14 protein-coding genes are annotated in these 12,768 nt (G+C 46.1%); 7 read left to right on the top strand and 7 right to left on the bottom strand.

The window, feature by feature from the left end; translation table 11 throughout:
* Positions 1 to 201: 201 nt before the first annotated feature.
* The gene (locus GVY43_RS03645; RefSeq protein ID WP_074037031.1) at positions 202 to 1,293 is read right to left on the bottom strand and encodes an aromatic acid exporter family protein; all 1,092 of its coding nucleotides are present in this window, start codon (positions 1,291 to 1,293) and stop codon (positions 202 to 204) included.
* Positions 1,294 to 1,468: 175 nt separating this feature from the next.
* Here GVY43_RS03645 and GVY43_RS03640 point away from each other — a divergent pair, with 175 nt between their 5' ends.
* Both GVY43_RS03640 and GVY43_RS03635 read left to right on the top strand, forming a co-directional pair.
* Positions 1,469 to 2,089, top strand: a complete 621-nt coding sequence (locus tag GVY43_RS03640) for an NAD(P)-dependent oxidoreductase (RefSeq protein WP_159562291.1) — start codon at positions 1,469 to 1,471, stop codon at positions 2,087 to 2,089.
* A 16-nt stretch (positions 2,090 to 2,105) separates the two neighbouring features.
* Positions 2,106 to 5,492 carry a dynamin family protein gene (locus GVY43_RS03635; protein ID WP_159562290.1) on the top strand — a complete coding sequence of 1,129 codons (3,387 nt, stop codon included), beginning with the start codon at positions 2,106 to 2,108 and terminating at the stop codon, positions 5,490 to 5,492.
* 145 nt (positions 5,493 to 5,637) lie between these two features.
* Here the strand turns inward: GVY43_RS03635 and GVY43_RS03630 are convergent, their stop codons facing one another.
* The 5 genes from GVY43_RS03630 to GVY43_RS03610 all read right to left on the bottom strand — a co-directional run bounded on the left by GVY43_RS03630 (position 5,638) and on the right by GVY43_RS03610 (position 9,009).
* Complete coding sequence (locus GVY43_RS03630) at positions 5,638 to 6,618, bottom strand: Gfo/Idh/MocA family protein (RefSeq protein WP_159562289.1); 981 nt, start codon at positions 6,616 to 6,618, stop codon at positions 5,638 to 5,640.
* Positions 6,619 to 6,627: 9 nt separating this feature from the next.
* Positions 6,628 to 7,086, bottom strand: a complete 459-nt coding sequence (locus GVY43_RS03625) for a GNAT family N-acetyltransferase (RefSeq protein WP_236548980.1) — start codon at positions 7,084 to 7,086, stop codon at positions 6,628 to 6,630.
* Between the two features lie 98 nt (positions 7,087 to 7,184).
* Positions 7,185 to 7,853: a hypothetical protein gene (locus GVY43_RS03620; RefSeq protein ID WP_159562288.1), complete on the bottom strand. Its 669-nt coding sequence runs from the start codon at positions 7,851 to 7,853 to the stop codon at positions 7,185 to 7,187.
* Positions 7,854 to 7,859: 6 nt separating this feature from the next.
* The gene (locus GVY43_RS03615) at positions 7,860 to 8,540 is read right to left on the bottom strand and encodes a hypothetical protein (RefSeq protein WP_159562287.1); all 681 of its coding nucleotides are present in this window, start codon (positions 8,538 to 8,540) and stop codon (positions 7,860 to 7,862) included.
* 100 nt (positions 8,541 to 8,640) lie between these two features.
* Entirely contained in the window at positions 8,641 to 9,009 is a 369-nt protein-coding gene (locus GVY43_RS03610; protein WP_159563637.1) for a PH domain-containing protein, read from the bottom strand.
* A 119-nt stretch (positions 9,010 to 9,128) separates the two neighbouring features.
* Here GVY43_RS03610 and GVY43_RS03605 point away from each other — a divergent pair, with 119 nt between their 5' ends.
* The 5 genes from GVY43_RS03605 to GVY43_RS03585 all read left to right on the top strand — a co-directional run bounded on the left by GVY43_RS03605 (position 9,129) and on the right by GVY43_RS03585 (position 11,926).
* Positions 9,129 to 10,334 (top strand): sodium:proton antiporter, encoded by a 1,206-nt coding sequence (locus GVY43_RS03605; RefSeq protein ID WP_159562286.1) that lies wholly within the window; start codon positions 9,129 to 9,131, stop codon positions 10,332 to 10,334.
* 95 nt (positions 10,335 to 10,429) lie between these two features.
* On the top strand, positions 10,430 to 10,726 hold the full coding sequence (locus GVY43_RS03600) for a hypothetical protein (protein ID WP_159562285.1): 297 nt from the start codon (positions 10,430 to 10,432) through the stop codon (positions 10,724 to 10,726).
* Between the two features lie 29 nt (positions 10,727 to 10,755).
* Positions 10,756 to 11,235 (top strand): helix-turn-helix transcriptional regulator, encoded by a 480-nt coding sequence (locus tag GVY43_RS03595; RefSeq protein ID WP_159562284.1) that lies wholly within the window; start codon positions 10,756 to 10,758, stop codon positions 11,233 to 11,235.
* Positions 11,219 to 11,503, top strand: a complete 285-nt coding sequence (locus GVY43_RS03590; RefSeq protein WP_159562283.1) for a hypothetical protein — start codon at positions 11,219 to 11,221, stop codon at positions 11,501 to 11,503. The genes GVY43_RS03595 and GVY43_RS03590 overlap by 17 nt, the downstream gene beginning before the upstream one ends.
* An 18-nt stretch (positions 11,504 to 11,521) precedes the next feature.
* The gene (locus tag GVY43_RS03585; protein WP_159562282.1) at positions 11,522 to 11,926 is read left to right on the top strand and encodes a nucleoside 2-deoxyribosyltransferase; all 405 of its coding nucleotides are present in this window, start codon (positions 11,522 to 11,524) and stop codon (positions 11,924 to 11,926) included.
* Here the strand turns inward: GVY43_RS03585 and GVY43_RS03580 are convergent.
* Positions 11,913 to 12,674 carry a helix-turn-helix domain-containing protein gene (locus GVY43_RS03580; RefSeq protein ID WP_159562281.1) on the bottom strand — a complete coding sequence of 254 codons (762 nt, stop codon included), beginning with the start codon at positions 12,672 to 12,674 and terminating at the stop codon, positions 11,913 to 11,915. The two genes, GVY43_RS03585 and GVY43_RS03580, sit on opposite strands and share 14 nt — an antisense overlap.
* Positions 12,675 to 12,768: the final 94 nt, after the last annotated feature.

Here is a 12,768-nt window from a genome sequence, read left to right as displayed (position 1 = left end):
TATCCAGACTAACATAATTTACGTTTATTACCAAATGTATCGTTAGAAATTTATTGCTTTATAATCGGGACTCATCCTTAGTAATCGACTGATGATCAATTAAACATCGCTACAAAAAAACCATGAAGGCACACACGATTCTGTGTACTCATTCATGGCCCAATGACATGTTGGTCTTAATTTTCTTGACGGTTTCGTTCTTTAATCCTCGAAGAACCACTTCTTACGTGGTTCTACTTTTAAGTTGTCCCCATGTTTCTTCATTTCAGTGACAAGATAGCGTTCAAGTTCATTCATTGCCTTGACCCAGTCAGTCATCGTCGCCACGAGCGGCACGACAATGAGAATGAGTTCTTCCTCTTCTTCTCGCATGCGCTCAATCATTAGTTTCGCAAAGTCAAAGTTCTCATGGATAAGATCCTCTTCCCGGTCGATGAGATGCTCGTTCTCAAGCTCATAGGCTGAAAATAATCGTTCATGTCGACGCAACAAGTGACGAATATGGCGATACAACTCTTCGCTCAATTGGGGAGGAAGTTGTTCAATCGTATGAAAATCATGATCGAGCTTCTCGATGACGTGGAGCGCGGCACGGTTCGTCTCAATCATTTTAGACTTCAGGACAGCTCGACGGAAGATCGGTGTCTTCTTCTCAAGCCAACGATTCGCTTTAATTTCTTCTTCAAAATAGGCATACGTTTGTTTTGAGTCGCTATGCAACTTCTTCGTCTCAGGTAACGATTCGAATGAGGAGCGCCCACCCTCTGTTTCCGCAAATAACCGTGCGATTCGAACAACCATTTGAAATGTGTCGGTGATTTGTGCTTCGAGTTTCCGTTCATATCGTGGTGGGAACAGGAGCGCATTCACAATCAATGCAACCGTAATTCCCATCATGATGAGTAAATAACGCTCGCCTGCAAACACCCACACCGGCATATCCGACTGGCTCGCCCCTTCCATGATGAGAATCGTCGTCAAGATGACGGTCCGTGTCGTCGATTCTAAATTTAAAAAGAGAAGGATGGAGATGGCAATGATGATGACGAATCCGATCGCAATCGGTGTCGGATTCGGAGTGAGTAGCAAGGAACCGACCGCAAGCAATGCTCCAATCAAGTTCCCTTTCATCTCTTCAATCAAGCGAAGTCCAGTCTGATAAACTGAGGGCAGGAGCGCGAGTGACGCAGCGAGTGCCGGGACGACGATTTGTTGGAATTGAAATGCCTCGGCAATCAGTAGGACGATTGCGACCGATAGCCCAGTCTTAATTGTTCTAGCCCCAAATTTCATGTAATGGTGCCTTCCTCTCTTACACCTGTCATATGTATTTTTTGCCTTCTTCCTCAATTCTAAAACGTACCATATTCTTTTCAAGGGGAAATGAACCATTTCAGGCAGTTTTGTGAACGCTTCCGTGTTATGATGGCGTTGGATATTTCTTTCATCTTGATGGGGAGGGGTTTACTTGTCAACAATTGCTTTATTCGGTGGAAGTGGCCGTACTGGGGAACGGGTGCTTGAACGCCTACTCAAAAAGGGACATCGTGTCACACTGCTAACGAGACAATCGCTTGGTTCCAATGAAGAAATCGATGAAATTTTAGGAGATGCGACCGATCGAGACGCTGTCTTTGAAACGGTTCGATCTGCAGATGTTGTCATATCGGCATTAGGGACGGACAAACAAAACGTATTATCAACATTCACACCACTCGTGATCGAAGCGATGAAACAGTTTAATGTGACACGCATCATCACGGTCGGGACCGCAGGCATCTTGCAGGCGCATGACAGCGACAACTACCGCTTTGAAACGAAAGAATCGAAGCGTACGATGACAACCGCAGCCGAAGATCACGCCCGTGCTTATGAGTTATTACGGGATTCAGGCTTAGCCTTCACGGTCATCTGTCCGACTCAACTGATCGATGAGCAATCTACCGGTGAAATCATCGTGTCAAAAGAGGTATTGGGGACGAAACATTCAGGTCCAATTTCGAGAGATGACGTTGCCGATTTGGTGATGGCTTGTTTAACGGACGATGACTATGTCGGACACCGTGTCGGCATCACGACGGAATCATAATTAGGGGATGGGAAACATGCACGAACAACAAGAACAATTGGCACGACTCGCTTTGACGTTTGAACAAGAGGAGATGACGGACGCTGCACGACTCGCCCGTACCGCCCTACAAAAAGTAACAAATGAAGAAGTTTGGATTGCCGTCTGTGGTCACTTCTCAGCCGGAAAGTCGACATTGCTCAATGACTGGCTAGAGGAAGGGTTCCTTCCGACAAGTCCGATTCCGACGAGTGCCAACATCGTCACATTACGTGGTGGCGAATCAGCGGCAGCCGTCGCTATCAATGATACGGATTGGATTTCATTAGATCCTTCTTCCCTATCAAACATTAGCGACTATTGCAAAGTCGAGGAAATCAAGGAAGTCGAGTATACGATTGACCGATTCCCATTTGATGAACACGTCGTGTTGATGGACACGCCAGGGATCGATTCGACGGATGAACGACATCGCCAAGCGACGGAGCGCTCGCTCTTCTTGGCTGATCACTTGTTCTTCATGATGGACTACAACCATGTCCAATCGGAACAAAACATCGGACTGATGAAACAATTTAGCCGGGAAGGACGTCCCTACTCCATCATCATCAACCAAATCGACAAGCATGATGAGCGTGAACTCTCTTTCGTGGAGTTCAAAGCGTCATTGACGAAAGCGTTCCGACATCATGACATCGTCCCAAATGACACATTCTACATTTCACTTCGTGATGGGCAACATCCGCATAACGAAGTCGAGCGCTTGCGGTCATATGTACGTCAAGTCATCAACGAGGCAAAACAGCAACAAATCGAGCATGCGGATGCATTGATTCATACGCTAGTCCGCCGCAACGAAACATCGATTCAATCGATGTTGGACCTATTGACAACCTATGAAAAGAGCCCGAAGGAAATGCAATCTCGTCTACATCGTCTTGAAAAGAAACGGGCATGGTGGACCTCATTCCGTCGCGAATTCTTCAAACATCAGGCACCAATCGTCGAAAGTGCACCGATCATGACGTATGAGTTCCGTGAGTTATTACGCTCTTATCTCGAGAGTTGTTCTCCTTCTTTCAAGGTCGGACTTTTGTTCTCGAAAGAGAAGACGAAGCAGGAACGAGCTCGTCGTGAGGAAGTGGCGGTCAAAGAATTCAACCGTCTGATTGATATGAACTTACGTCCACATCTCGTGAAGTACGCGGAAGACATCATCCGAGATTTGAAACTTCCTGAAACGTTGCTACCAAAAGGAGATGTCCTCCCGATTGCACCGAGCTCACTCATCACCGAACAAGTGAAATCCGGTGCATCCCTAAGTGGTGATACGGTGTTGCAGTTCAGTCGTGACATCGAGACAGCCCTCGCGTCCTGGGTAACGAAAGTATCTGAACCTTGGGTCCACTCGACGGATACCTATATGAAAGCGGAAGTCGATTTACGCTTGGAACAATTTACGACTGAAGAGGAAGCGTTGTATGAAGCGCTCGATACGGAGGCGTTACGGATTCGTCTTTCGAACCGTTTGGACTCGATTCGAAAATATAAGGAGTTTCAACTTGATTCGAATCAAGTGAATCTGTTGGCCGTTCGAAACTATGTCGATGCAACGTATCTCCCGGAAAAACAGTCGAATGTTGTTGAATCAGAGGTTGCATCGACGTCGATTTTGGAAGATGATTATCACTTATTTGATTTTGATTTTTCTTATGAAAATGCGGTATGTGAAATATTAGAGAATCATCCATTATTCCGCTCCCGTGTCTCGACATTACGCAAGAAAATCGAGCGTGCGAAGCATGAACAGTACACGTTCGCCATCTTCGGAGCATTTTCGGCTGGAAAGTCCTCGACTCTCAATGCGCTATTCGGTGAGACGGTATTACCGACGTCCCCTAACCCGTTGACGGCATCCATCACAAAGATCGTCCCGCCGAACGGACGGACAAATCGAACGGCATCGATCACCTTCAAATCACACGATGAACTCGAAGTGGAGTTACAAGGTTATGGGACTTCCCTCGCCTCTCTCGATGTCGATCACCCGTTCGTCAATGCCGTAAAATCGGCACCGCTCGAGTACCTCGGACGAACGGAAGTCGTCGACTATGACACGTTCTGCGCATTCGTCGCACAAGAAGAGAAGAGCTGCATCGTGAAAGAAATCGAACTTTATCTCGACTCACCGTGGGCAGATCGTGGCATCGTCTTCGTCGATACGCCGGGGGCCGATTCACAGTTCAACCGACATAGCGAGGTCCAGTTCGGTTATATGCGTGATGCCGACGCCGTCTTGTTCGTCACCTATTACAACCATGCGTTCACCGAAGCAGACCGGGAGCTCGTCATTCAGCTTGGCCGTGTCCAAGGGACTGGAGATCACGAGATGTTCTTCCTCGTCAATGCGTCTGACCTTGCGACAGATGAAGAAGAACGGGATGCTGTCACGGACTACGTGGCACAACAGTTGACCGCGCTCGGTGTTCGGAGACCGACCGTCCTACCCATCTCAAGCCGAAACGCCATGCACGGCGATGATGCTGGGTTTGACCAGTTCGTCTCAACACTTGAACGCTACGTCGACAAAGACCTTCGCCTCGCCAACGCGATGCGCATACAGGAAGAAACGACAGCGCTACTCGCTACATTTGATCGTGTATTGAACGAAGCGAAAGAAGACGCGTCGGCGAAAGAACATCGTCGCCAACAATTGATTGCTTTACTCGAGAACCCACCGGCACTCGATATGTCAGCACTCATTGCCCTGTTTGATCGGGAAGCGAAAGAACTCCTCGCCCACCTCGAGACGCGTTCGCTCCTACGCCTCTCGGACTTCGTCAAGGAGACGTTCCATCCGGTCGAGGTCGACGGATCGAGAAAGAGCCTGGAGCGCGCACTCGGACGTACACTCGACAAATACGCCTACGATATCCAGCAAGAGCTCCAAGTGTTCCAGTATCGGTTGGAGCGATATGTTAAACGCGAATTCGTAGCCTTGGTCGAACGCATGACCGAGCGTCATGCGTCGCTCCTTCCGACGCTTGAATTTGACCATGACCTCGACGTGGCATGGTTACGAGAGGCTGTCGAACCGATTCATCTCGAGACATCACCTTATCAGTCGGTATTGAAGCGCTATAAGAATGCGAGTCAATTTTTCGAGGGAGACGGACGGACGCAACTGAAGGATGAGTTGACCTCACTTCTTCGCGATATGATTCGGTCGCGTCTTGAAACGATTCATACGAAGCAAATCGAACAGGCCAACACGGAAATCAGTAAAGCTGAAGTCGAGATTGAACGAGAGTGGTCGACTCAATTGAAAGAACTTGCCGATGCAGAGCTCAGCATGTTGACGGACAACCATTCCTTTGATGAGATGCATGAACGACTCGAATCGCTCAGAAAGGAAACGGTATGAACACATTACTGCTCATCGGACTCATTCCCGCTGTCGTTATGACGATTGTTCTGGGGCTGTTTCTGAGATATCTCTATTTGAACAAAGAATAACGGGAACGGTCCTCGATGCGCACATGACATCGAGGACCGTTTTAAGTTTGTATTTATTTGTCTGCTGGATAGACCACGCCAAGCTGTGTTCGAACGTTCGTCATCACATCAGCAAGACGAATCATGTCATTTGCTGAATGTACAACTGTTTCCGAAGCACTAGCTTCGATCGCACGGACGAACGCTTCGATTTCATATGACATTGGAGCATTCTGTGATTCTGATACGATTTCTGACGTGCCATCTCGCAACTCTAGACGGACTTCATCACACGTCGCAATATCGTCGATGACGATGCGTCCTTTTTCCCCGATGATCTCAGAAGGAGTCGATGTCGCATGAATCTTTGAATGCATGATGATCACATCCAAATCGTCATAAGAGAGAATGACCGTTCCGCTCCCGTCCACTCCCGATTCCAGTTTCACACCGCTCGCCTGGATATCATTTGGTTGACCGAACAGTTTTAAAGCAGGACCAAGAAGATACACACCAAGGTCCATCAACGAACCGTTCGAGAATGCAGGATTGAACGTATTCGGGTTCTCCCCTTGTTTATAGAGGTCGTACCGTGAAGAATACTGTGATTTATTAAAGACGGCCCGACGCACCGGAGCAATTCGCTCCATCGCCTGTTGAATCCGTTCAAAATTCGGCATGAACAAGTTTCGAAGTGCTTCAAGTAAGACGACCTGGTTCTCCTTCGCCACTTCAACCAAACGAGTCACTTCCTGGACGTTCGAGGCGAGTGGTTTTTCACAGAGGACGTGTTTGCCATGCTGCATGAACAAGATACTCTGTTCGGCGTGGAGTGAGTTCGGACTCGCAATATAGATGGCATCGATGACATCACTCTTCGCCATCTCTTCAAGTGACGTGAACGTATGTAAGATGGAGTGACTCGCTGCATATTCGTTAGCACGCGAATCCGTGCGCGAATAGAGAGCTGTCACTTCTACGTCATCCAACTGATTGATTGTGTCAATAAACCAGTCTGTGATGAAGTTTGTACCAATAATGCCAAAACGGATCATGTGAATTCCTCATTTCTGTTCTTTCAGTTTTTTGATGAGTAAAATTTCATCCAATAAAGGAATCTTATCATATCCGACATGTGGGATTGTCGCTTTCAGTTTTCTTGCCCGCGTCACCGCATCATGAATGATTCGTTCTAGACGATAGCCACGACGTTGATAAAAGCCAAGCGCTCTCAAATTATCATTGGTTGTGATGACGATTAATTGCTTAACTCCGTGCTGCATACCAATTTCTTCAACAGCATGGAGTAAGTGAGAGCCAATCCCACTATTCTCTATCAGACTATCAAGAGATATGATTTCTACTTCTTCATCTCGAATAACATACGTAACAAGACCGTGAATTTGATTTGTATTCATGTAGACAAATCCTTCGACCTCTGCACAATCGTATGTTCCCGAAGAAACGACCATTTGAGTTGAACCCCAATGTTTAACAAAAAAATTGCGAATATCTTCTTGCATACTAGTATTGATTGGTACGATCACTTAGTTCATCCCTGTCTATATATGATTAAAAAATACGGTATTTGAAATATATTGAAAGCTAATATACTCTCTTATTATTTGGTTTCATTCTGAAAGACTTCGGCACGTCTCCTCTCCTTAAACGGCCAACGATAAATCTTTTCCTCATTTCCGACATAGGCTACACCGTTTTCAATAGTCAACGAGGAACAGTCAAGGAGATGACGTGGCATCGGATAAGAGTCAATCCGTCCGTCCACTTGGACATGAACGAGACGACCGTCGATTGAAGAGATGACCCACACCCCCTTCTCTGATGCACACATCACGTCACAATCATGAAGGACCGGGGCCTTTCTGATCTCTTGATTATAGCGAAAACGTACGGCTCCCTCTGTTGATAAGCAGACGAGTGCCTCGGTCGAGACCCCTTCTCCAAAGATACCCTCGTCCCCATACCCGATCCAGATTCCCGTTTCATTTATAACGACTACTGCAATCGCGTTACCTGCGTGAAATGAATGTTTGATGTCTCCGTCTGCATCTAACACCCACGCATTGATTGGTTCCCCTTCTAACGTAAATGCCCAGATGAACAAGTGATTCTCGTCAATGATTCGAATACCCGCCACATATTCATGACGTTTGAAGTCCATAATCAACCCATTCCAATGGATGTAGAATTGATGATTGGTCTTGACCAAACGAGCGGAACCCAATGACTTGCGCGCATCGGAATCAACCACCTCTATTTCATCGTTCATACACTATCACCCCTTACCGTCTTCGAATCGCTTAAACTCCAACGCTGCTCGAAATCGTCTAGATTCTTCATCACTCACCACTACATCCATATATCTCGATTTCCAATATGGGGAGAGGTCCACTTCTTCCACGCCAATTCGCTTGAACCAATCTCTCACCGTCTCATTCGACTGGTGTCTTGAGGAAATCGGCAAGTCCAGATTGAACTGGATGAGCGCATTCCGAATCGCGCTATCGGTCCATTGAATCTCTTTAGATTCCATAAACCCTTTTGGCTTAGTCGTTCGATTTCCTCGCTTTACAGCGTTACTCGAGAAATCAATAGTCGAGATGACACGCTTTCTTTTCCGTAGCATGCTGAGCATCAAAATCAGGAGAACAATCAAACCTCCAATAAAGAACCACAACCAGACCGAATTTCCCGACTCGGTTACCGTTCCATCTGTTCCGAACGTATAGTCTAAAAAGACATGATTCAAGTTTTGAAAGTCCTTATCATCTTTCAGACGAAACTTCCCTTCATAATCACCACTGCTGACTCCGTCCTCTCCAGAAAAGAGAAGCACGATCCCACCTTTTGTCGGGTCGTGAAACCAATCCCAAAACAGTCGAGCCAAATAGATGAATCCAGTCACCAACATCAAACTACCTAACATGACCATCAATAGTCGGATTGTATATCGCATCGTAACCTCCGTCACACATTATGTACTATCGTATCACGACATACGACTAATTGTCAGAAAAATCCAAATAAAAGGACCGAAAGATTTTCGGTCCACTATTTTACAAAATTGCTTCTGCGAGCAGACGGTCGAACTTACGCACATCCACTTTCTTGTTCAAATTAATTTTAATTGTACCGGCGCGAGTGAACAGCTGGACTTCGGAATTAAAGTCGAACATCCTCCCCGCATTCTCCGTCGAGTACATATTGATCGAGTCGTACGGAAGCGAGTAGACCTCAATTTTTTTACCCGTCAGTCCTTGCGCGTCACGGACAATCAGACGTTTGTTCGTGAAGACGGCGACGTCACGGACTGTCTTATAGGCCGCGACCGCCCGCTCCCCATCGATGAATGACTCCGTGATATCACTCGGCACCTCACATTCGGAATAAAACGTCCAAGATAACTCTCCAATCAGGTTTCCCATATTGATTCCTCCCTGAATAAATGACATGTACTACCACCTATATTCCACATTTTTCGTTTGATTAGACCTCGAATGGGAAGATAATGTATAGCATGTTGATTGTAGAGGAGGGCGTCGTCATGATTGCGCAGCAAATCATCACATTACTACTGATTGGCTATTTCATTTATTTGATTGATTCCAAACGAAATTATTTTCCGGTTCCGGTCATCTTGGTATTGATCGGAATAGCGCTCTCATATATCGCTTTTTTTGATTCGGTATTCATTTCAAAAGATATGATCTTCGAGGTGTTCCTACCGGCACTTCTGTTTACATCGGCTTATCAGTTCAAATACAAAGATTTGAAAGACAATATCGGGATCATCACGATATTGAGTACGGTCGGTCTTGTCTTGACTGCCATCTTGATGGGATATGGCACGTTTTGGATCAGTGAGTTGTTTACACCACTCAGTTTGACCGCCTCTTTCTTATTGGCGTCCATCTTGATTCCGACCGACCCTGTTTCTGTGACCGCGATCTTAAAGCGGAGTAAAGGAGAGAAGCGGATTGCGGACGTCGTCGAAGGTGAATCGATGGTGAACGACGGGACGAGTGTCGTCATCTTCACGATTTTTCTTAGTATGTTCGCAACGGGAGAGCGGTTCTCCACGCTTAGCTTTTTAAGTGAATTTTTGATAGTGTCTGCTGGAGGAATCGGGATCGGCTTCGTCTTTGGATTTGTACTTAAAAAATTGATGATTGTCAGTTTTAAAAAGCATGAACTCGTCATGTTGACGATCGTCATCGCGTACGGGGCTTTCTATCTTGCCGACGCGCTGGAAGTATCGGGTGTCCTTGCGACCGTGACAGCAGGCATGATGCTCTCCCATGAGCTTGGCATGAAAGAAAATTATGAATCGGTCCAGCGTCACTTGGATGGATTTTGGGACATTGTGATTCCCATGCTACTCGCTCTCTTGTTCTTGTTGATTGGAATCGAAGCGACCAGCTACCTGTCTATATCGCTCTGGACGTTCGCAGCCCTATTATTCTTCCTTTCCATCCTGACCCGGTTCATCGTTGTCGGCGGTCTCGTCTATTCCGTCCCTGTCTGGCGAAAGGAATTTAAAGACGATTTGACAGCGACTTCTCTCCTTACTTGGTCCGGGATTAAAGGAACAATGTCGATTGCCCTCGTCCTCTGGCTAGAGGCAGAGAACATTGACGGATCGAGCGAAATGATTTCTCTCGCCTTTGCCGTCATCCTCCTCTCTCTTGTCTTACAGAGTATTGGTGTTTATCCGCTCACTACCTATTTAACGAATAAAGATGACACGTGAAAAAATCCTTCTTCGGGAGGATTTTTTTATTCGGGAATTGACATCGACTACTTTAAGTGTAAAATTACACTTGTAATATACTAGGAGGTGATCTGTTGGAAAACACTTCAACACCATCCGCTGCCATCTCTACTGGGATAGTGACCGTCGCGCTTGCACTCGTCGCTTCATTTCTTACCCCATCATTTTTGAAAGTCGGAATCATCTGGGATATGGTCGCTTTCTTAGTGATTGGGATTGCGACATTCAGTTTTACATACCATTATTATCAATCAAAACGGTTGTCCTATTGGCAATACATTTGCTGTTATGTCATCGTCTGTCTCTTTTTATTCACCGTGTTTCTCGGAATCTCATGGTTACTGATTTTCATAAGCTCGGCGACGCTCTGAGTCGAACAAACAGGAAGGAAGAACCGATTATGAAAAAATCCGAATTTATTGGACAAGTCTCTCGAAAAATGAAATTGATTCGCATCGAATCCCAGTATTCACAGGAAGAGATGGCGAACTTACTTGGGATTTCAAAAAAAACACTCATCCAAATCGAGAAGGAGAGAAATGAAGCAAGCTGGTCGACGATTGTGACGCTATGCGCGCTGTTCAATGAAAGTGAGATTCTCGTACACTTGATTGGCGACGACCCCGTTGAATTCGTCAAACTGATTGCAACCGAGAACACATACGAGCCGAAAGAAAAAACACTCGGCGGACGTGTCTTTTGGCATGCGATCAAAGAGGGGTCCCACTTCATTCTTCAACAGAACATCATCAGCGGACATTACCGCATCATCGATCTCGATCATGTGAGATGGTACAGCACGTTTGATGCGGAAGATGCCGAACAGGTGCGGTTGAAGTTGGAACTTCATCGTGAGGAATCAGATGACACGAAAGCATAAAGATTTGATGATGGCTTTCAGTCTAATCGTCATAACGATCGTCTACTTTTGGCTGATCCCAAACATCGCGTATGACTACATTTGGTTCGTTGGCACAATCATTTTACTCGTACTCTCGTCTTTATCAATCACGCGCTTGATTCAATCATACCTTCCACTTTCTATGATGAAATTCGTCCTGATTAGCGTGATTTTTTTCCTTGTACTCTGTTGTCTGTTGATTATCCTATTTTATGTCGTAGCGCTTTACCAGATGAACCATTTGTGACGAATTGGAGGTCTTTGTATGCGATTTTATGTCGGTTCAAGCTTTTCAAATATCGAAGAAGTACGGTTCATCCGTGATCGACTGATTGCGCTCGACCACAGTCATACGTACGACTGGACCCAAAACGAACGTGCCGCTTCAATCGATGCGTTACGTGCGATTGGCGAAGAAGAGGTTGCTGGAATTCAAACAGCGGACTTCGTCGTCATCCTCTTGCCTGGAGGAAAAGGCGCACATGTAGAGCTCGGGATCGCTCTAGGAACGAACAAGCCCGTTTACCTATATGATTTGGGTGACCAGATGATGAATATGGAGGAGACGAGCACGTTTTATCATGTGGATGCGGTACAATGCTTGGAGGGATCGTTCCACGACCTCCCCCACCAAATCCAATATCAATTGGAGCTCTCTAATCACGTTTGAGCTGATGTCCTTTATTCTCACGAAATCGAGCCGGGGTGCAACCTACCCATTCTGTGAAATGTCTGTTCAGCTGAGCCGGACTATTGAATCCGACTTCCTGGCTGATTGCGAGTAACGTAAGGTCCGAATAGCGTAGAAGTGATTTCGCATGAATCAGGCGTTGTCTCGTGATGTATTGATACGGTGTCTGACCGATTCGCTCTCGAAAGCTCCGAATGAACTGATATTTGCTTTGATGGACGATTCGACTCAAGTCTTCAATGCGAAGCTCCGTATGATAAGAATCATGAATGACACGCAAGACCGGTGCAAATATGTCTTCATCCACAATCGAATCGCTTAGATGATGGCGAATGAATGTCATGACATCATCTGTCGAAGCATTCCCCAATAACTCTCGACTTGACCACTCCCCTAACAGCCTTCTTGTCGACATGACCGCTATCGAAGGAAACATTGGATTGATCCTGTTTTTAAATCCGCTCAAGCGGCTAGCAGTAAACCGAAAACTCACATAAGTCGTTTCAGTTGAATCCGCGAACAATCGAAAGGACTGATTCGGTTGAATCACAATCGATTCGCTGTCTTGGAGACGATATTCGAATACATCCACTTCAATCCCGATTTTCCCTCCCAACACGAGCACCCAGACGATGTCTTCTACGCTCTCTTCTCTCTCTGTCGTCCAATCTCCAATAAACGACACGTAATGAATGGTGACGTCAGGCAGTGTAAGTAATTGTTCCATACATCCCTCCAGATTATTGCGCCAAAATCGAGCAATAAAGTGCACGATGATTCACTTCAAATCACGCATACTGTTCATAACAGTCAAGTGGCCA

It is taken from the genome of Exiguobacterium sp. 8H, assembly GCF_902506255.1.
Classification (GTDB): domain Bacteria; phylum Bacillota; class Bacilli; order Exiguobacteriales; family Exiguobacteriaceae; genus Exiguobacterium; species Exiguobacterium profundum.
Note: the sequence above shows the minus strand (reverse complement) of the source record. Positions and strands in the feature narration are given on the sequence as shown.